Source organism: Fontibacter flavus, from assembly GCF_042432905.1.
In the GTDB taxonomy this organism is placed as follows: Bacteria; Bacteroidota; Bacteroidia; order Cytophagales; family Cyclobacteriaceae; genus Fontibacter; species Fontibacter flavus.
In genome coordinates, this window is sequence record NZ_JBHLWI010000001.1 from 18208 (window position 1) to 38143 (window position 19936).

The 19936-nt window shown below is 38.2% G+C and carries 18 protein-coding genes; 10 read left to right on the top strand and 8 right to left on the bottom strand.

From position 1 onward, the window contains the following. The first annotated feature begins 34 nt into the window (after positions 1–34). Positions 35–1135 carry an alanine racemase gene (locus tag ACFFIP_RS00065; RefSeq protein ID WP_382385513.1) on the top strand — a complete coding sequence of 367 codons (1101 nt, stop codon included), beginning with the start codon at positions 35–37 and terminating at the stop codon, positions 1133–1135. A gap of 44 nt (positions 1136–1179) precedes the next feature. Here the strand turns inward: ACFFIP_RS00065 and ACFFIP_RS00070 are convergent, their stop codons facing one another. The 5 genes from ACFFIP_RS00070 to ACFFIP_RS00090 all read right to left on the bottom strand — a co-directional run bounded on the left by ACFFIP_RS00070 (position 1180) and on the right by ACFFIP_RS00090 (position 6519). Next, positions 1180–1647 (bottom strand): hypothetical protein, encoded by a 468-nt coding sequence (locus tag ACFFIP_RS00070; protein WP_382385514.1) that lies wholly within the window; start codon positions 1645–1647, stop codon positions 1180–1182. A 24-nt stretch (positions 1648–1671) separates the two neighbouring features. After that, entirely contained in the window at positions 1672–2448 is a 777-nt protein-coding gene (locus tag ACFFIP_RS00075; RefSeq protein WP_382385665.1) for a DUF2490 domain-containing protein, read from the bottom strand. Between the two features lie 60 nt (positions 2449–2508). Next, positions 2509–4476, bottom strand: a complete 1968-nt coding sequence (locus tag ACFFIP_RS00080; protein WP_382385515.1) for a toxin-antitoxin system YwqK family antitoxin — start codon at positions 4474–4476, stop codon at positions 2509–2511. A gap of 226 nt (positions 4477–4702) precedes the next feature. Continuing rightward, complete coding sequence (locus ACFFIP_RS00085; protein WP_382385516.1) at positions 4703–5029, bottom strand: hypothetical protein; 327 nt, start codon at positions 5027–5029, stop codon at positions 4703–4705. Positions 5030–5127: 98 nt separating this feature from the next. Continuing rightward, positions 5128–6519: an arginine decarboxylase gene (locus ACFFIP_RS00090; protein ID WP_382385517.1), complete on the bottom strand. Its 1392-nt coding sequence runs from the start codon at positions 6517–6519 to the stop codon at positions 5128–5130. A gap of 261 nt (positions 6520–6780) precedes the next feature. Between ACFFIP_RS00090 and glgX the strand changes: the two genes are divergently transcribed. After that, complete coding sequence (gene glgX / locus ACFFIP_RS00095; RefSeq protein WP_382385518.1) at positions 6781–8868, top strand: glycogen debranching protein GlgX; 2088 nt, start codon at positions 6781–6783, stop codon at positions 8866–8868. Positions 8869–8871: 3 nt separating this feature from the next. Here the strand turns inward: glgX and ACFFIP_RS00100 are convergent, their stop codons facing one another. Both ACFFIP_RS00100 and ACFFIP_RS00105 read right to left on the bottom strand, forming a co-directional pair. Then, complete coding sequence (locus ACFFIP_RS00100; RefSeq protein ID WP_382385519.1) at positions 8872–10020, bottom strand: methionine aminotransferase; 1149 nt, start codon at positions 10018–10020, stop codon at positions 8872–8874. Between the two features lie 135 nt (positions 10021–10155). Further along, a complete protein-coding gene (locus ACFFIP_RS00105) occupies positions 10156–11442 on the bottom strand; it encodes an APC family permease (protein WP_382385520.1) in 1287 nt (428 codons plus the stop codon). 373 nt (positions 11443–11815) lie between these two features. On the opposite strand from ACFFIP_RS00105, the gene rocF reads away from it, so the two are divergent. The 8 genes from rocF (at position 11816) to ACFFIP_RS00145 (ending at position 18880) form a co-directional block, all read left to right on the top strand. Next, positions 11816–12766, top strand: coding sequence for an arginase (rocF, locus tag ACFFIP_RS00110; protein ID WP_382385521.1), 951 nt, complete (start codon positions 11816–11818; stop codon positions 12764–12766). An 82-nt stretch (positions 12767–12848) separates the two neighbouring features. Further along, positions 12849–14639, top strand: coding sequence for an arginine--tRNA ligase (gene argS / locus ACFFIP_RS00115; protein ID WP_382385522.1), 1791 nt, complete (start codon positions 12849–12851; stop codon positions 14637–14639). Between the two features lies 1 nt (position 14640). Then, the gene (locus tag ACFFIP_RS00120; RefSeq protein WP_382385523.1) at positions 14641–15222 is read left to right on the top strand and encodes a glutathione peroxidase; all 582 of its coding nucleotides are present in this window, start codon (positions 14641–14643) and stop codon (positions 15220–15222) included. Positions 15223–15301: 79 nt separating this feature from the next. Further along, positions 15302–16213, top strand: coding sequence for a 1,4-dihydroxy-2-naphthoate polyprenyltransferase (locus tag ACFFIP_RS00125; RefSeq protein ID WP_382385524.1), 912 nt, complete (start codon positions 15302–15304; stop codon positions 16211–16213). A 71-nt stretch (positions 16214–16284) separates the two neighbouring features. Continuing rightward, positions 16285–17136 (top strand): universal stress protein, encoded by an 852-nt coding sequence (locus ACFFIP_RS00130; protein ID WP_382385525.1) that lies wholly within the window; start codon positions 16285–16287, stop codon positions 17134–17136. Between the two features lies 1 nt (position 17137). Beyond that, on the top strand, positions 17138–17494 hold the full coding sequence (locus ACFFIP_RS00135) for a translation initiation factor (RefSeq protein ID WP_382385526.1): 357 nt from the start codon (positions 17138–17140) through the stop codon (positions 17492–17494). 40 nt (positions 17495–17534) lie between these two features. Continuing rightward, on the top strand, positions 17535–18251 hold the full coding sequence (locus ACFFIP_RS00140) for an SGNH/GDSL hydrolase family protein (RefSeq protein ID WP_382385527.1): 717 nt from the start codon (positions 17535–17537) through the stop codon (positions 18249–18251). A 56-nt stretch (positions 18252–18307) separates the two neighbouring features. Further along, on the top strand, positions 18308–18880 hold the full coding sequence (locus tag ACFFIP_RS00145) for a hypothetical protein (protein ID WP_382385528.1): 573 nt from the start codon (positions 18308–18310) through the stop codon (positions 18878–18880). 14 nt (positions 18881–18894) lie between these two features. Here the strand turns inward: ACFFIP_RS00145 and ACFFIP_RS00150 are convergent, their stop codons facing one another. Beyond that, a complete protein-coding gene (locus ACFFIP_RS00150) occupies positions 18895–19881 on the bottom strand; it encodes a GSCFA domain-containing protein (RefSeq protein WP_382385529.1) in 987 nt (328 codons plus the stop codon). Between the last annotated feature and the right edge of the window lie 55 nt (positions 19882–19936).

The window sequence follows — 19936 nt, forward strand, 5'->3', positions numbered from 1 at the left end:
CTTCCTAATTTCCCATCAATAAAGAAACCATCACATGTCCTACCTAAATCACATCACCTCTCCGACCTTATTGCTTGATGAAAAAATCTGCCGTCAAAACCTTAAAAAAATGGCAGATAAGGCGCATAAAAATCGCATGAAACTGGTTCCACATTTCAAAACTGCGCAATCGCACACAGTGGGAGAATGGGCCAAAGAATATGGCATCAAAGAGATCACTGTTTCCTCCATCAAAATGGCTGAGTATTTCTGCGGCCATGGCTGGGAAAATATCCATATCGCTTTTCCATTCAATCCTTTGGAAACACAAAAGCTGAATAAATTGGCCAAAAACCAATCTCTCTCGGTCCAGTTGATCAATGAAGAAGTCACGGAAAAATTGACCGATGAACTGGAACATCCGGTTGGCTTTTTTATTGAAATTGATGCAGGATATGGCAGAACAGGAGTTGAGGTTACAGATTTTGGATTGATTGAAGCGATCTTGAGGAAAGCCAAAAAGGGTAAAAATCTATATTTCAAGGGTTTTTACCTCCATCCAGGCCATACCTATTACATAGAAAATAAGCAAAAAATATACGACGAGAGCATTGCTGCACTGAGTATGCTCAAGAATAAATACCTTACAGAATACCCAAATCTGGTGACTAGGATTGGGGATACACCGGGCTGTTCGGTTATTGATGATTTTGGTGATGTGGATGAAATGGGGCCTGGTAATTTTGTATTTTACGACATGATGCAGGTCAATTTGGGGAGCTGCAAAACGGAAGATGTCGCTGTGGCATTGGCAGTCCCGGTGGTGGATATCAAAAAAGACCGAAAAGAAATACTCGTTCATGGAGGAGGTGTTCACCTGGCAAAGGATGTGCTGACTGAACCGGACGGCACCAAGAACTTCGGGGAGGTGGTCTATCTCAAGGAAGCAGGTTGGGAAATTCCAATCCAACGTTCATTTCTGAAAAGCATCTCACAGGAACATGGCATCATCAAAGCCTCTGATGAATTACTCTCCAAAGTAAAAGTGGGTGATTTGTTGGGAATCCTCCCCATTCACAGTTGTATGACTGCTGATTGTATGGAGGAATACCTCAGCTTAGCCGGTAAAAAAATTGACCATGCAGAAGCAGGCTAATGACTTAAAAAAGTCCAGTCAACATAAATTGACTGGACTTTTTTCTAGTTGATGAAATAAACTATCCCCAGTTTGAAAATCAGTTCATTTCTCCCAATGGGCTGATACCTGATCTCAGGATTAAAACCCAATTCATCTCTGATTTTCAGCATGCCCCCCAAACCAAGGTTGATGGAATTAAACCGCTCTGTTTCCTTTGGATTGAATTCAAATTTCCTGGTATAATGCCCGTATCCGAATAAGGCATACCATTGTTTTTCCTTTTCGGTCAGATAATACCTCGCATTCAGGTCAAACCCTCGAGCGTTACCGGTCGCTGGCAAGAAAAAAGTAACAGAGGGTGCAATGGAGAAATAATTTAAAGGAAAATACTCTCCTGTAAAATTCATTCCGAAAAAACCTTTTCCAGTGGTCATTTCATAGGCATGTATACCTCTGAACTGACCCTTGTATTGGGCATGTGCCAGATGAGTTGCAAATACTAAAACAAATACAATGATTATTTTTTTCATTTTTACTTCTACCCTTCCTTAATTTTAAAAAGCAAAATCCCTGGTCAGAGGCCTTCTCTTGTCTCTAAAGTCAATTGTATACATCACATTCAACCTGATGATATGCCGGTTTCTATAAGTACCAGGTGTATTAGTAGGTCCATAAGTCCACATATGCCCACCAAAAAACATATAATTATTGTATGTATAACCTATGGCTGTATAGACCCTGTTTTCCTCAAAGATATTCCAAACCTGTTTGCCTGTTTCAAAGAAAAACTCATTTGATGGAGCTAGGAAAAAAGTTTTATTTTCCATCTTTGGCTTATTCAAGGGAACATAAGCGGTGATTTTATAGCGCCATCTATCCGTATAGTTGAATTCAGCTCCTAAATCATTATTTCTCTTAAACCTATGCTCAAATCGGAATTGATGTAAAACCTTCACCCTGCCTACCCCTTGCGTCAGGAGCCATTGATGCCAAAACCTTGGCTCAAGCACTGAATCTACATACTCTGGATTACCCCTGTCAGGAGAAAAATTCCAGACTAAGGTAGGACCAAAAGTAACTTCAAAATTATCTGTAAATAAATAAGTCATACCAAAGCGGTTATATAATTGGCTCATCCTCCCTATAAAATCTGACCTATTATCTACACTACTTCTTCTTCTGTAATGATTCTCCTGATACCACCACCATTTATCGGTAAATCTTAATTTTAGGTAAAGACCATTCCAGTTTTCAGTGGTTGCAGGTAAGCCAATCTTTTCCTGAGGCACAGCTATATTTTGCGAAATCCCCGGTATAGAAGCCGTTATCATTAATAAAAACACCCCAAAAATCCTGAGATTATTAAATATCTTAATCATTCCAATTCCAAATTAAAGTTCCAGCAAAGATTCGATTTTACTTACTGACTGTCTTCTATTAATCCTTCTCTCGATCCTCCTGGTATCAGCTTCCCTCAACTCACCCATTCTTTCAAACAATTTGTCCGCCTTATTCAACCAAATCTTGATTTCTGTATAATTTTGCTCGATTGCCAATTGCTCCAGATAATACTCCAAAAGCTTCTCAGCACTTTCATACAACCTGTTTTTAGCCCTTTGTTCATATCGGGTATAGGTGAAAGGATTGAAGACTTCCTCCATATACAATTCGTCCATCTGTTGGAATTTAGGATAAACACCCACCAAAAGTTCGAATTGATTTTCCATTTCATCCAGTAAGTCAATCATGATATCAGCAACTTCCTTCTTTCCGGCAAATTCTGTTTCTCTAGCATATCGTTCGTTGATCTGATTGAAATTATTACCCAAAATATTTTTCTGAACAGCATGCAACAATTCAATTGTTTTATTATCCAATTCTCCAGTATTGGAAAACATTTCATCCAAATCATCTTTTCTCTCCTGAATCTGATTTTGAAGAGATCTTAGGTCATCATCCCTTTCAATACTGGTCAAAGATTTGTCAACAAATAATTTGATCTCGTTTGTTTTAGACTGGATCTGATTGATATAACTTTCAAAAACACCATAAAAACCTCCTGACAAGTCCCCGATCCTGTATTCCAATTCGCGTATCCTTACACTATCTTCAAAGCTGTATTCTACCTTGTCTATTTCAGTCAAAAAAGGTAATCCTTCTTCTACAAGATTTTCCAAATCATAATATTGAATATCCTTTGACCTGAACAAATTCATGATTTCACTGAATTGATCCAATTTTCCGACTTGATATTGAAAATAAGCATAGGCAAAGGATAAGGAGTCTGATTTCTGCCTGTTTAGTCTCAATGAATTCCTTTCAGCATAATCCTTGACTGTAGCACGAATCCTGTCAAACCTAACAGGTAACTCTTCAACAATCCTTTGTTCTGCTCTGCTCAGTTCAAAAACAAACTTTTTGGTATGTATAGGGTAATCAATCAACTCTCCTTTTTCATTGACAAACTGCTCATCATATCTCAACACATTCGTCAAAAATTCAGTAATGAATTGATTGCCTGCCTCCTGTATTTTAAACTGCTCTGAACCTGATAAAAACCCATCGTTGAAAAGAATCCCGAAATTTTCCTCTGAAATTCTAAATCCTTTATTTTCCTGGGCATTTACTTGGTTGAGTTTCTTTATCGTTTGGTAAAAAACAACTTCTTCTAAAACTTTATCAGACTCCAGATCTCTTTTGACAATACCTAACAAAAATCCATTTTCATAATTCCTAACCTCGCTGATCAGACTACCATTCTCCTCATAGACAAATGTCCACTCTCCATTCATGTCTCCATTTCTGGTAAGTTCCCCTCTTATGAAATGAGTTTTGTCGCCTACAAATGATTTGTATTGAAACCTGCCTTGAATATCCCCATTCCTAAACCTGAAATCCTCAGCCTGTGATTTTCGACTTAATTTCCCCCCCTTGTATTCATTCTCCTCAAATGTCCAAATACCATCCGGAAGACCTTCTTTATAGTTTGCTTTTAGTTTGATCTGTTGGCTATTGATGTCATATAATAACCTGAAATCCTCTACATCGTTTAATAGCACAAAGTGACGCTCATCAATATACTCCCACAATCCTGATTTTTTGTCTTGCTCATATATGCCTTTTACCTCAGTATTTAAAAATCTGGTCTTATCTTCTCTGTCTTTCTCTTTTCTTAAAAATCTAAACTCACCTTGCTTGATCATACTTTTTTCTTCCCCTTCCACAAACTCAATTACGCCTTCCCCTTTTATACCATTGAAGCTATACTCCCCCTTATAAATCTGTTGAGCAGTTAATATCAAAGGAGAGACAGACACAAGGAGAAGTAGTAAGTACTTTTTTGAAGAACGAAGTATCATAAAATTATGAAATAGAAAAACTGAAATAGTTTAAATTTTACACGATTAAAGCCAATTAATAAAACCTTTGACAAAAACCACACCAAAATGTTTTTTGTGAAATTTTATTAAACTCAACCACAAATAACCAAAGTTAATGCGGAAAAAGCTAAATATTTAACAAATTTGACATAAAATAAGTCTAAAAATTAAGATAGTTTAAGAATAAAATATACTACATTAAATTTTAAATATGATTTTTCAATGAAATCAAAACCGTAACAAATCCGACTTTTCCTATCTGAGATTCAGTCGGAATTTCTCCATGCTGCTTATCCAACACGTAAATTTCAACCGTTTTTACATTTCTTTTTTCTGCTAATTCAATAATCTCTTTCTCAACTTCTTTTAAGATCTTTTCAGCTCTGTCAAAAAAATCTCCACCACTTTTCTTTATATAAAGCAATTCCGATTGATTAATTGGAGTTCCTTTTTTATATACCAATTGCACTTGATCACAAGAATCCATTTTTCCTAGATGAATAATGAAAATAAATGCTGAAAGGATGTTCATGGTTCGCTTAAAGGTGATAAAAGTCAATTTTATAAAACAATGTACAGTTTAAAAAAATAATAAAAAAGCATGATCTGATCTGACCATGCTTTTTAGCTTTATTCGTAACCAAGAATCTTCATCATACTTTCAGATGTCTGCTCAGGTGCAAACAACCAATGTTTGATGCTGCCATCCGGATTCCTATCTATGATCACATGTTTGGGTGCCGGAATCAGACAGTGCTGAATACCACCATACCCCCCTAAGGACTCCTGATAGGCTCCTGTATGGAAAAAACCTATATACTGCTTGTTCCCCTCCTCTACTTTAGGAAGGTAAATATTAAATTGATGTGCCTCGGAGTTATAGTAATCCATACTATCACAGGTCAGACCACCTAAGTTGATGTTATGGTATTCCTCATCCCAATTGTTGACAGCCAACATGATATATTTTTGGTTCAGGCCCCAGCTATCCGGTAACTGAGTAATAAAAGAACCATCGATCATATACCATAATTCCTTGTCATTCTGCAGCTTTTCGTCCAATATGGAATACAATACTGCCCCACTCTCCCCTACTGTATAGGAGCCAAATTCTGTGAAGATATTGGGCTCATCAGTATGGTTTTTGGCACACATCCATTTGATGTTTTTGACGATCTGTTCTGCCATATATTGGTAATCATAATCAAAAAATACATTATACTTGATCGGCCATCCACCACCAATATCCATAGTATCCAAAGAAGGTGCAATTTTTTTCAAATCCACGTATTTTTGAATGAATCTGGTCAGCTCTGACCAATAATATGCTGTATCCTTAATGCCTGAATTCAAAAAGAAATGCAGCATCTTTAAAGACACATTGGGGTTATTTTTGATTTTTTCTTCATACAAACTGATGATATCGCTGTACCTTACACCTAATCTTGAAGTGTAAAAACCAAACTTGGGCTCTTCATCAGCTGCAATCCTAATCCCCACCTGAAAAGGCACTTTCACATGTTCCAGGTAATAATCTATCTCTCCAAGGTTATCTAAGACTGGAATACAATTGACAAAACCGTCATTTAACAATTCTGTGATGTATTGTTTGTACAATTCCCTCTTGAACCCATTACAAACAATGTAAGTGTCCTTCGTTATCTTACCCTTGGCATAGAGGTTTTTGACCAAATTGATATCAAAGGTTGAGGATGTTTCAATATGGATATCATTTTTCAAAGCTTCATCCAGCACAAAACTGAAATGTGAAGATTTAGTACAATAACAATACGTATATTTCCCCTTGTAATTATGTTTTTCAATGGCATTGCCAAAATAGGTTTTGGCATTTTGAATGTTCTCTGAAATTTTAGGTAAATATGTCAGCTTTAACGGTGTACCATAAGTTTTGATGATATCCATGAGGTTCACACCATTGAAGTGCAACTCATTATTATCAACATGAAACTCTTTGGTTGGAAAATCAAATGTCTGCTGAATAAGATCTATATATTTATTCATTTTAAAGGATTGGGTTATGCTTAAAAACCAACTACAAAATTTGCTTTTATAATTGGTAAATCAAACGAATTGAGGGGAAAATCCAACAGTTCATCATAAGCAAGTTCTCTAATCAGGTCGAAAAAACAATCAATACATCACCAATTCTGCCATAATAAATTCCCCAGGAATATTGATTTTATCGTATTTTAACAGATATTGCATCTAAATTTTTGATAATCACCCATTAATGGACAAGCATCACCCTTGTCCTTCTTTAATATGTTGAATACTCAAGTATCCGTAAAGACACATCCAGGTCAGAGTTTTCCTATTGGCACATCTTTCTCTGAAGATGGGGTCAACTTCTGTATTTTCTCAAAAAATGCCACTGATGTTGACTTATTATTATTCAACGATGCCAATGACCTTCTGCCAAGTCAGGTCTTTAAATTGGATAAGGTCAAAAATAAAACCTATCACTATTGGCATATTTGCGTGGAAGACCTAAAACCTGGACAATTATACGGCTATAGAATCCATGGACCCTATCAGCCAGAAAAAGGACATCGGTTTGACCCTTCCAAGGTTATTTTAGACCCATATGCCAAGGCAGTAACCATACCTGAGGATTACAATCGCAAGGCTTTGAATGAATTTGGAAACGCATCTGCATCCTCATTGAAAAGTGTCTTGGTTGATACCAGTCAATATGATTGGGAGGATGATAAGCACCCCAGAAGACCTTTCTCCAGAACAGTAATCTACGAAATGCATGTTGGAGGATTTACCAAAAGGGATAATTCCGGGGTTGAAGAACATCTCAAAGGGACCTTTCTTGGTCTGATTGAAAAAATCCCTTATCTCAAAGATTTGGGCATTACCGCTGTTGAGCTACTTCCTGTATTCCAATTCGATACCCAAGATGCCCCTTCAGGATTAGAGAATTATTGGGGTTATTCTCCAATTTCTTTTTTTGCTCCGCACCAAGGCTATAGCAGTGATCCAAGCAACCCTTTGCAGGTGCTGAATGATTTCAGAGATATGGTCAAAGCTTTCCACAAAGCAGGCATTGAAGTAATCCTGGATGTGGTATTCAACCATAGTTCAGAAAACAAGGAGAACGGTCCTACCTATACTTTTAAAGGAATCGACAACAGCATATATTATTTACTGGAGGAAGAGGATAAATCTAAATACAAGGACTATTCTGGCACCGGAAACTCCCTCAATGCAAACCAATCTATTGTCAGGAGAATGATCTTATCCAGCCTACATTTTTGGGTCAGGGATATGCATGTGGATGGATTCCGATTTGATTTGGCTTCTATCCTTTCAAGGGACGAAAAAGGTAATCCTATTGAAAATCCTCCAATTTTATGGGATATTGAATCAGATCCGATTTTGGCAGGTACCAAACTGATTGCTGAGGCTTGGGATGCCGCAGGTCTTTATCAGGTTGGGAATTTCACAGGAGATAGCTGGAAAGAATGGAACGGTAAGTTCCGTGATGACACCAGAAGTTTTCTCCGAGGGGATAAGGGGAAAATAGGTGATTTTGTCACAAGACTGATCGGAAGTCCGGACATGTATGCATCCAAAAAAAGGGGGCCTGAACAAAGTATTAATTTCATTTCCTGCCATGATGGCTTTACCCTTCATGACCTGGTTTCGTACAATGAAAAACACAACCTTGCCAATAATGCGCAAAATAGAGACGGAAATAATGACAATCTCAGCTGGAACTGTGGTGTGGAAGGGCCAACTAATGACCCAGATATTTTGGCATTGAGAAGAAGGCAAGTCAAAAACTTTTTAACAATCAACCTCCTTTCATTGGGCGTACCAATGATTTGGATGGGTGATGAAGTTTGTCACACACAGTATGGAAACAACAACGCCTACTGCCAAAACAATGAACTGACCTGGTTTGATTGGGACCTGATTCACAAAAATAAAGACATCTACCGTTTTGTTAAATTACTGATCCATAAACGGTTCAGAATGGAATCTTCTCAGGAAGACTTCAATTTAATCCTTAGCGATTTTCTTCAACAATCCAGAATCATCTGGCATGGGGTAAAAATAAACCTCCCGGATTGGTCAGAAACATCTCATTCGATCGCATTTACCATTGTGGCTATGCATGGAAAAAAAGCCATGCATTATATTATCAATGCCTATCACCATGACCTGGATTTTGAACTTCCCATAATCATGGATGATAAGCTGGTCACTTGGAGAAGATGGCTAGATACCAGTCTTGATTCTCCAAATGATATTTTGTATCATGATGCAATAGAGGTACAAGGCACAACTTACAGAACAAAATGCCATTCCATTGTCATTCTAAAGGCTGACTTGGGTTAATGATCAGAAGGTGGCCTTTGACAATTGTCCCAAAGCTTCTTCCAACACTTCATCATCTTTGGCAAAGCAAAACCGTAGTAATTTGTGGTCCTTTTGATCATGATAAAATGCAGATATAGGGATACTTGCTACTCCGATTTCTTTGGTCAACCTCACCGCCAGGTCAAAATCCTTTTCTGAAGACAGGTGTCCATATTCCACCACCTGGAAAAAACTGCCCTGTGTCGGTGAAAACCTAAAAGGTGTTTGTTTCAATCCTTCACAAAAAAGATCTCTTTTCTTTTGATAAAATTCATTTAAAAACAAATACCGGCTGGGCTCTTTCATAAAGTCAGCTAGTGCATACTGCATAGGTGTGGACGTACTGAAAGTCAAAAATTGATGAATTTTCCTGAATTCCGTGCTCAATTTTTTAGGTGCTAGACAATATCCAATTTTCCAGCCGGTGATGTGAAATGTCTTCCCAAATGATCCACAGGTAAAAGTCTTTTCTTTTAAAACCGGATGGGTAAATAATGGAAGATGATTCCTATTATCAAAAGTGATATGCTCATATACCTCATCACTGATCAGGTAAATGTCTTCATCCTCAATCAATTCAGCTAGAATATCCAGATCATTCTGGGTCCAGACGTAGCCACAGGGATTGTGGGGAGTATTGATCATGATCAACCGCGTTTTATCCGTAATGGCGTCTTTCACTTTTTGCCAATCGACGGAAAAATCAGGCAAGTTCAAAGACACATACACCGGAACGCCTCCATTGAGCTCAATGGCCGGAGCATAACTATCATAGGCAGGCTCCAGCAAAATCACCTCATCCCCTCTTCTGACCACAGCAGTAACTGCTGCGAATATAGCCTCTGTAGCTCCCGAAACAATCGTTATTTCCGTTTCAGGATCAAAACTCACGTCATATAAATTTTCCGTTTTTTCAGCTAACCTGTTTTTTAAAATCGGAACACCGCTCATGGGGGCATATTGATTGTAGCCCTTACGCATATATTCCGAGACCAAGTCCTGTAAATAGGGATAACAATCGAATCCAGGAAAACCCTGAGAAAGATTGATGGCATGGTGATCGGTAGCCAATTTTGACATCACCGTGAAAATAGTAGTCCCAATATGGGGCAATTTAGACAATAAGGCCATAGAGATTTCCGCTTATTTTTAGCTTGATGGGTGAATATAAATAAACTTCCGATTATTATCGAAAAATAAACGGATAAGACGTTTTTAGAAAAAAACGCCTAGATAAATCAAATTAAAAATCAGTGTTTTTATTGATTATTTCAATTCATTTTTTCTGTCAAACAAATAAAGGATGAAGCCTACACCGATAATTCCAAGCCCTAAAAGACTTTCTTTTGGTCTATCATACAGCATAAATGCCATCACCCATAAACTGAAAATAATATACAGAATCTGTAGCCATGGCTTAAAGGGACTTCTGAATCCATCATTGCTTTTGACCAGTAAAGATGCTCCGATAGTCATCGTCCCCATCAATTGCAGAACAAAACCTGCATATAATAAGACTGTTTCGAAAGAACCGGAAAACATCAAAAGCAAACTTACGGCTGTATTGAACCAAATTGCCCTTACAGGTACTCCGTTTGCATTCGTTTTTGCCAAAGGCTGCCAAAACCTGAATTCTTTGGCCAGAGCATTGGTAATCCTTGGCCCCACCCAGGTATAACCACTGATAGTGGCTACTAACTGAATACCGATAAATAGACTCACCCAAAAAATACCCGATGTACCAAACAAATTTCCAAAAGCCAAAGTGGCAACCTGTACCTTTCCGGAAAGCTGCTCTATGCTGGCATGCTTAAGGAACACCAGCTGCAATAATATATATACCATCATGACCAGAAGCGTAGCCGAAATTAGTGCTTTAGGCAAACTCTTTACTGGTCTGTCTATTTCTTCCACAATATAAGCTGCGGAATTCCAACCCGTGTAGGCATAAAACACAAAAACCATAGATACCGCAAAACCTGGGCGGACTACTTCACTGGTCCAAGAGGAACTAAAATCAAATCCGGCTTCTGGTAAAACACCGGCATAGAAAAGGCCGAGTAGAATCAATGAGAAAACAAATAGAAGTTTAATAGCTGTCAGAATATTTTGTACCAAGCCTGATTGTGATACAGAAAAGGAATGGAATGCACTCATGGCCAAAATTGCAGCAATACCCAAATATGTACTGTAATCAACACCGATCAAAGGTTCCCAATACTGCACCATTGCCATGGAGGCAATAGCTATCGGTGCTGAAAACCCTACAGTCAAAGAAACCCAGGCATACAAATATCCAGCAGCAGGGTGAATAGTCCTGGAAAGAAAAATATAATCTCCTCCTGATTTTTTAAAATGAGTTCCCAACTCTGCGTATACAAATGCCCCAATCAGAGCCATCACCCCTCCTGCCAACCAAAGTATGATGATACTCCAAGTATTCTGACTATCTGCAACCTGAAAACCTAAACTGGTAAAAACTCCCGTACCGATCATATTGGCTACCACCAATGCTCCAGCGGTTTTCCAGCCTATTTTATCTTTAATTTTCAATCAAGTAAACGTTTAACGATGCGATTGCCCCTGAAATTTTCCCTTGACCTTCCTCAATTTATTCACACAAGATAATTAAAAAAAGAAAAATTTCTTGCCCGGGATATTATTGGTTTTTGAATAGTCAAATAAGGAAAATCATTGCCTCAATTAGTATTTCCATCTTGGTTTTCAGCTTTGTTTACTTATTTGCTAAATTCCATCCTTAAAATCATGAATCGACATGAGAAGTTTATATTATCGAAAATTTCAAACTGTTGCTTATTAGTTTCAAATGGACAGGCCCAATTCATCAGCTTGTTTCTTGGGCCCTAAATACCTACTTTTGCGGCACTTTAAGCCAAATTAGAGATAAACCCAAAAGCTAAATAATATGAGAAAAATCAAACTCGTGGAAGTACGTTCCGAAATTGCCGCAGGCACCAGAGGGGCAAGCTTAGGGATAGATGCTTTGAAAATCGCCAGCTTGGACAAAACTTCAGATTTTTTTACACGATTCGACCCGATCAACGTACCGGATGCTAACAATTTCCTTTGGAAAGGCAATAGATTTCCACATGCCAAATATATTGATGGTGTATATCAGGTTTTAAAAAATGTGTACAGCACCATAGAGTCATTGAGATTAGAGAAAAAATTCCCTATAGTATTGGCAGGGGACCATTCCACTGCAGCAGGTACTATTATGGGCATCAAAGCCGCACATCCTGAAAAAAGACTCGGAGTCATTTGGATTGATGCTCATGCTGATCTGCATACACCCTATACCACCCCTTCCGGGAATATGCACGGAATGCCGCTTGCCATGTGTATAAAGACAGATAACTTGGACTGTCAAGTGAATGAACCTACAACTGAGGCAGTGCAATACTGGGAAAAAATCAAAAAAATTGGAGGTGATTTTCCCAAAATCAATGCACAGGATATCGTTTTTATCTCTGTAAGAGACACAGAAGAACCTGAAGACTACTTGATCAAAAAATATAACATCAAAAATTTCACCACGGATGAAGTTAGAAGTTTAGGTGTAAAAAAGGTGTCTGAACAGGCTTTGGAAGTCCTCAAAGATTGCGATCAAATTTACATTTCCTTTGACGTGGACAGTCTGGACTCCTCAATTTCCGTAGGCACCGGTACACCTGTTCCACATGGCTTGACAGTAGAAGAGGCGCTCGCACTCAACACCGAATTGATCAAGGATAAAAGGGTATGCTGTTGGGAAATTGTAGAGGTAAATCCTACCTTAGACACCGAAAATATCATGGCAGAAAATGCCTTTGATATCTTGGAAGCTACCACAAAATCTTTGGTTGAAAATTTCTGAATGAAACCTTGTCTTCCAAATTTGAAAATCGATATTCAAACATATAAGTGATAATTGAAAATCACTTGCCATTTCTAAAAAAATGACACTAGAAAATCAAATATTAAACACCATTCAACAGGCATTCAAAGAACTTTTTAACCACAAAGTTGATTTGGAAGAAATTGGCCTACAGCCCACAAGAAAAGAATTTGAAGGCACATACACTTTTGTGGTATTCCCTTATCTAAAAGTCACTAAACTGAATCCAGAGGCTTCAGGTAATAAAATAGGCGAATTCCTTGTTCAAAACTGTGCCGCAGTAACTGATTTTAATGTAGTAAAGGGATTCTTGAACATTTCAGTAAGTGAATCCTCTTGGTTAAGTATTTTCAAAAATTTATATACCAATAACAACCTCGGTCAATTGCCTTCAAATGGTCAAAAAGTGATGGTTGAGTATTCCAGTCCGAATACCAACAAACCCCTGCACTTAGGTCATTTAAGGAATAATTTTCTAGGATTCTCAGTTTCCGAAATTTTAAAAGCCAATGGTTATGAGGTGATCAAAGCCAATTTGGTCAATGACCGCGGTATCCATATCTGTAAGTCCATGGTGGCCTATCAGCATTTTGGAAATGGAGAAACACCTGAATCATCAGGTCTGAAAGGTGATCACCTCGCCGGAAAGTATTATGTCATTTTCGATAAGGAATATAAACTTCAGATCAAAGATTTGCTTGGAAGAGGCCAAACAGAGGAGGACGCAAAGAAAAATGCCCCATTGATGTTAGAGGCACAGGAAATGCTCAGATTGTGGGAAGCAGGTGACAAAGAAGTGGTAGACCTGTGGAAAAAAATGAATGGATGGGTTTATGAGGGTTTTGATGCCACCTACAAAAAAATGGGGGTTAGCTTTGATAAATTCTATTATGAATCAGACACTTATCTGCTGGGTAAAAATATAGTAGAGGAAGGACTTGAAAAGGGAGTCTTCTTCAAAAAAGAAAACGGCTCAGTATGGGTTGATCTGACTGATGAAGGTTTGGATGAAAAACTTGTGCTAAGAGCTGACGGTACATCTGTTTATATCACCCAGGATATGGGTACCTGTGACCTCAAATACCACGATTTCCAGATTGACAAGTCCGTCTATGTGGTAGGCAATGAGCAGGATTATCACTTCGATGTCTTGTTTAAAATCATGAGGAAATTGGGCAGACCATATGGTGATGGCCTTTATCATCTTTCCTATGGGATGGTAGACCTACCAACCGGAAAAATGAAATCCAGAGAGGGTACTGTGGTAGATGCTGATGACCTCATACAGGAAATGATCGATACAGCAGAAAGCCATACCAAGGAATTGGGTAAGATTGACGGTTTTTCTATAGAAGAGGCTACAGCGCTTTATGAAATTTTGGGATTGGGTGCACTGAAATATTTCCTTCTCAAGGTAGATCCGAAAAAAAGAATACTCTTCAATCCACAGGAATCCATCGAGTTCCAAGGCAATACAGGGCCTTTTATCCAATATTCCCATGCCAGAATTGCTTCTATTTTGAGAAAAGCTGAACAGATCGGTGTCAACTACAATGCTGAAGCATTTGAAAATTTAGATCAATTGGAAAATACCGAAAGGGATTTGATCGTGATGCTGAATGATTTCGAAAAGAAAATCAAACAGGCAGGTGAAGAATACTCCCCTTCCATTATCGCACAGTACATGTTTGACCTGGCTAAGGAATATAACCGATTCTATGCAGAATTGTCCATCTTCAATGAAAGCAATGCCCAAATACAATCGTTTAGAATTGCACTTTCTAACTTAACTGCCAAAACAATCCGTAAAGGCATGGAGTTACTAGGAATAAAAGTCCCACACAGAATGTAATATGAAAAAGATCCTATTTGTATTTGCACTTATTGCTTTAGCTTGTACTTCAAGCATTCAAAAGCCATCAACTGAAAAACCAACAACATTGGACCAATTGCTTATGGAAAAGTCATTGTATGATTTCAAAATGAATGATATTAATGGAAAAATGGTTGATTTCTCCCAATTCAAAGGCAAAAAACTTCTTTTGGTCAATGTGGCATCTAAATGTGGTTATACCCCACAATATGCAGACCTTCAAAAGCTCCATGAAATGCATGGTGAAGATGTGGTCATCATCGGTTTTCCTGCCAATAATTTTGGAGGTCAGGAACCGGGAAGTAATGAAGAGATCAAACAGTTCTGCTCTGAAAACTATGGTGTCACTTTCAAAATGATGGATAAAATCTCTGTGAAAGGAGCAGATAAACACCCGCTTTACAGATGGCTTTCAGATAAGGATATGAATGGCTGGAACGACAAAGAACCTACTTGGAATTTCTGCAAATATTTGATCAATGAAAATGGTGAATTAGTTAAGTTCTTCCCTTCTTCTGTTAAACCAACTGACGATGAGATTATCAATTTGATCAAAGCTTAAGATTCACTTAAAAAATTTCAATGACCTGTTCTCCTTTGGGAGACAGGTTTTTTTATTAGTTTTGCCCAAAAACAATCAAGTGGACATTACACTTTCCAGTAAAAAACAGGCTTGGCTTCATGCCCTAAGGCTAAGAACATTACCCTTGGCACTTTCCAGCATTTTCATGGGTTCTTTTTTGGCAGCATTCACCGACGGCTTCCGATGGGAAATACTTGCATTGGCTTCCTTGACTACTATATTTTTGCAAGTTTTGTCCAACTTGGCCAATGATTATGGCGACAGCGTGCATGGCGCAGACAGTGAAGCAAGAAAAGGCCCGGTCAGAGCAGTACAATCAGGTTTGATCAGCTTAGTGGAAATGAAAAAAGCTATGATCATTCTCGCAGCACTTTCCTTAGTATCCGGCTTGTTTTTATTGTACATCGCAGTTCAGGACTGGAAATTATTTTTACTGTTCTTAGGGCTTGGTTTAGCGGCTATTTGGGCAGCCATCACCTATACTTCTGGAAAAAACCCGTATGGTTATTTGGGCTTAGGTGATATTTCTGTTTTTCTGTTTTTTGGACTATTGGGCGTAGCCGGAACTTACTTTCTACATAATTTATCGATTACAGCAGGGGTTTTTTGGCCAGCAATTTCTTTGGGATGCTTCAGCACAGCTGTGCTCAACATCAATAATATCAGAGATATTGAATCTGATTTTAAAGCAGGAAAAAGATCCATTCCGGTAAGAATAGGCAGAAAAAAAGCAGTTGCCTATAACTGGACATTGATCATTGTGGGAAATCTTTGCATGATTGCTTTTGCTTGGACCCATGGAGCTTGGGGATGTCTACTTTCCTTTCTAGTTCTTCCTTTGATGTTTAGCATCGGAAAAGCCGTACAGACCAAAAATCGGGCACATGAACTGGATCCATTTTTGAAGAAAATGGCCATCTCAACTTTACTTTGGGTTATTTTATTCGGTATAGGACTATTATTTTTTTAGATAAATCTTCATCTATTGATTAGGATTGATGGATTTTTTGTATTTTCCAACATCAATCAAAACCCGATAACATGAAAACAATTCTCGTACCTTACGATTTTTCAAAAGAAGCTGGTTATGCCCTTGAATTTGCCAAGGGTATGGCGAAGAAAACGAAAAACAAACTAAAACTTTTCCATGTCATTGAATTGCCTACTCCACAGAGTTTTAGCAGTTACGGTGAAGCAGGTGCTTTCAGCAATGAGGGTACCCAGATTTTTATGATTGAGCTTATAGAAAAGAGAAAGAAACAAATGGAAGAGTTTGAGGCCAGCATGAAAGATTCTGGTTTCTCTTTTGAAACAAAAATGGTATTCGGCAATCCCTTTGCCGGAATTTCAAAAGAAATTGTAGAAGCCCAGGCAGATATAGTAGTCATGGGCAGTAAAGGGTCATCAGGCTTGGAAGAAGTCCTGATCGGAAGTAATACAGAAAAAGTGGTGAGGCATTCCACTTGTCCAGTGATAACCATCAAAGGAAAGGTGGAACCTAATGCGATCAAAAAAATAGTTTTTGCCAGTGATTTTAACAATGTGCCTGGAGATGTAGTCAAAAGACTAAAAAAATTAGTGGAAACAATTGATGCAGAGCTGCATTTGGTCAAAATCAATACACCATCCATGTTTGAGAACACCAGAACTTCCATGGAGAAAATCAATGATTTTATCAGTGACTTTAACGTTGAAGCAACTTCAAGCTCAGTGTATAACAGTACCTCCGAAGAAGATGGTATTCTTGAATTTGCAGATGACATCAATGCAGACATGATTGCCATGGCAACACATGGCAGAACAGGGTTTCTACACCTCCTGAGCGGTAGTATAGCGGAAGACGTGGTCAATGCAGCCAAAAGACCCGTTTGGACAATGAAAGCAAAAAATTAAAATGGCGAAAAACAAACAAAACGATTGGAAGAAAAGAGATGGCGTAGTTTATTCCACCAATCAGGATTTTGAATTTGAGCTGGAAGGAGATGGAGAAATAGAGACAGTCCCTCCCCAACAACAAAATCTTAAAGTGATGCTGGACAAAAAATCCAGAGGTGGCAAACAAGTAACTTTAATCGATGGATTTATAGGATCAGATGATGACCTCAAAGATCTGGGCAAACTACTCAAAAACAAATGTGGTGTTGGAGGTAGTGCCAAAGACGGCCAAATTCTCATCCAAGGAGACCATAGGGATAAAGTGCTGCAAATCCTCATCCAAGAAGGTTACAAAGCCAAAAAATCCGGGGGTTGAAAATTCAACCCCTTTTTATGTACCCATCATTAACTTCTTTATGCTTTGGAATAGACTTTCTTATTTTGTCGAACTAATTCTATTTATTCCTTTTTCCCCCATACTCATACAACTAGGAAAAAACCTAAGAAAAAACATCACCAGGCTCACCCCATTTTCAGAGGCAATTGTTCATAAAAGCCATTCGGCAAAATCCAAGATCCTCATAATAGGTGAATCTACCGCTGCTGGCGTAGGTGCAAGTTCAGTTGAAAAAACCATTTCAAGCCAAGTATTTCATCAACTTAAAAAAGCTCATGATATTTATAACCTGGGCAAAAATGGCCTCAGGGCTTTCCAGCTCAAAAAACTGTATACCAAAGGAAACCCTGAAGATTTAACCAAAATCGACATTGTCATTATTCTGATTGGAGCAAATGATTGTTTTAATTTTACCTCTCCCGGTAAGTTTCAATCTGCACTTAGCGAATTTCTTGAAGAAATTACCTCAATTGGTTCGGTAAAAAAAATAATTATTCCTACAATTCCTCCGGTCAACCAATTCCCTGCTATCCCAAGTTTGATCCGGTTTTTTCTAGGTTGGCACAGGAGTATTTTAGCCAGAGAAATACTCCATCTCAAAACAAAATTTTCTCTAGTCGATTTTGAGAACAGTTCAGAAAAATTCCCGAAAAACTTTTTTGCACCCGACGGTATACATCCATCAGATCTTGGTTATGAATTATTGGCTAAACAGATTTCTGACAAAATCCAATAAGTTTTTTTACAAGCAGATATCAACTACCCTATTTTTGTGAAGTGTGAACTCCTAAAATGAAAGCAAAAACCGCCAAAATAATTTCCGTAATCGGTCATCCTTTACTGTTGGGTTCAGTCTATGTGATTGCAGTGAGCTTCCAAAGATTGACCTTGGAACAAGCCTATTTCGTTTCTTTGTCAATCATCTGCATAGTCACCTTACCGATTAGCATTCATAATTGGCATAAAACAAAAAAAGGTACTTACACCAACTTTGACGTCTCTGACCAAAAGCAAAGAAAAGGGTTTTATCCTGTCGTTATGCTTTTGATTTTAATTTTAATGAGCACATTTTATTTTATGAATCTGCCCCTCACAGTCCTATTGAACACCTTAGTTTTTTCTGGATTGATATTGATAATGGCCTTGGTCAATTTTAAAATCAAAGCATCCATGCATGCTGCAATCGCATTTTATGTCAGCATGGGATTATGGGACCTTTCCGTTTTTATAGGGATTCCTGCTATCGTTTTAGCATTAGCCACATCTTGGTCCAGGCTCGAGATGAAAAGGCATTCCCTCAATGAAATTGCTACTGGAAGCTTGCTTGGCCTCCTATTTGGACTCATTGGGATTGTTCTTTTGTAAAGGTTCCAATCCTTTTATTTCCCCCTGTAATTCACCTGCTTTCTAAGCTGGTCCATTTCTTTAGAAAAATCAAAGTCTCTACTGTATTTTTCCAGTCTTTTTTGCAGGTTGTCCAAAAATTTCATGTGGGCAGGACTATCCGGATTAAAAGGACGATGGGCAAGATCCTTTTTGATACTTTCAAACTCCTGGATCAAAGGATAAGTCTTTGGATCTATCCATGTTTGTTTAAACCTTTCCCAAATATAATCCTCAGCTTGCGGAGAAGGATGGATCAAATCCTCTTTATAAAATCTATAATCACGAAGCTCATCCATCATAATTTCATAGCTAGGGAAATATTCTACAAAATCATAGGTCTCAGTCAGGTCGTGGGCAGCCAATCTCAACACAGATTTGCTGAGTTGGTTCTCTGGAATCCCATCTTTAGTATGTCTTACCGGACTGACAGTCAATAAGACTTTCACTTTCGGGTTGATCTGCCTTAGAATATTGAAGAAGCTACTGAATGCCTTTTGGATTTCATCCGGATGCAGCAGTCTTTTTTCAAACAGCTCACCGGGTTGTTTGTGACAATTTGCCACTATCTGACCGGAATTGCCATATTCATAAACCCAAGCTGTACCAAAAGTAATCAGAAGATGTGTCGCTTTTTCGAGAACCTGTTTGCTCTGCTGTTGCTTTTTATGTATCAGTCTTTCTAAAGAATCCTGACTGTATGCTACCACATCAGAATGCATCCCAAAATGAAGGTATAGCCCATCTCTCACCAACATCATATCAGTATTGATAGGCATTTCTAAAATGGCATCTTCCATCACCTGTGCCATAGAAACAGGATTGAACAGCGTGCCGAAAGGATTGTTGAGTATGGGGAATTTTCTCTCATTGAGCTTCTCACCTATCGTGGTGGAAAAACATGTGCCAATAGAAAAAATGGAAGACCGGTGTGAGATTTTGGTCTCCCCTTGAGGGATATCAAATGAAAGTGTCCATTGCATGGCTTAAAAATAGAAATAAAGTGATGGAAGTAGGGAACAAAAACGGACAATTTTT

What these genes read in the sequence shown, in the direction of transcription:
- ACFFIP_RS00065 (WP_382385513.1), top strand. Translation starts at nt 35, where the DNA reads ATGTCCTACCTAAATCACATCACCTCTCCGACCTTATTGCTTGATGAA.
- ACFFIP_RS00070 (WP_382385514.1), bottom strand. Translation starts at nt 1,647, where the DNA reads ATGAAAAAAATAATCATTGTATTTGTTTTAGTATTTGCAACTCATCTG.
- ACFFIP_RS00075 (WP_382385665.1), bottom strand. Translation starts at nt 2,448, where the DNA reads ATGATAACGGCTTCTATACCGGGGATTTCGCAAAATATAGCTGTGCCT.
- ACFFIP_RS00080 (WP_382385515.1), bottom strand. Translation starts at nt 4,476, where the DNA reads ATGATACTTCGTTCTTCAAAAAAGTACTTACTACTTCTCCTTGTGTCT.
- ACFFIP_RS00085 (WP_382385516.1), bottom strand. Translation starts at nt 5,029, where the DNA reads ATGAACATCCTTTCAGCATTTATTTTCATTATTCATCTAGGAAAAATG.
- ACFFIP_RS00090 (WP_382385517.1), bottom strand. Translation starts at nt 6,519, where the DNA reads ATGAATAAATATATAGATCTTATTCAGCAGACATTTGATTTTCCAACC.
- glgX (WP_382385518.1), top strand. Translation starts at nt 6,781, where the DNA reads ATGTTGAATACTCAAGTATCCGTAAAGACACATCCAGGTCAGAGTTTT.
- ACFFIP_RS00100 (WP_382385519.1), bottom strand. Translation starts at nt 10,020, where the DNA reads ATGGCCTTATTGTCTAAATTGCCCCATATTGGGACTACTATTTTCACG.
- rocF (WP_382385521.1), top strand. Translation starts at nt 11,816, where the DNA reads ATGAGAAAAATCAAACTCGTGGAAGTACGTTCCGAAATTGCCGCAGGC.
- argS (WP_382385522.1), top strand. Translation starts at nt 12,849, where the DNA reads ATGACACTAGAAAATCAAATATTAAACACCATTCAACAGGCATTCAAA.
- ACFFIP_RS00120 (WP_382385523.1), top strand. Translation starts at nt 14,641, where the DNA reads ATGAAAAAGATCCTATTTGTATTTGCACTTATTGCTTTAGCTTGTACT.
- ACFFIP_RS00130 (WP_382385525.1), top strand. Translation starts at nt 16,285, where the DNA reads ATGAAAACAATTCTCGTACCTTACGATTTTTCAAAAGAAGCTGGTTAT.
- ACFFIP_RS00135 (WP_382385526.1), top strand. Translation starts at nt 17,138, where the DNA reads ATGGCGAAAAACAAACAAAACGATTGGAAGAAAAGAGATGGCGTAGTT.
- ACFFIP_RS00140 (WP_382385527.1), top strand. Translation starts at nt 17,535, where the DNA reads ATGCTTTGGAATAGACTTTCTTATTTTGTCGAACTAATTCTATTTATT.
- ACFFIP_RS00145 (WP_382385528.1), top strand. Translation starts at nt 18,308, where the DNA reads ATGAAAGCAAAAACCGCCAAAATAATTTCCGTAATCGGTCATCCTTTA.
- ACFFIP_RS00150 (WP_382385529.1), bottom strand. Translation starts at nt 19,881, where the DNA reads ATGCAATGGACACTTTCATTTGATATCCCTCAAGGGGAGACCAAAATC.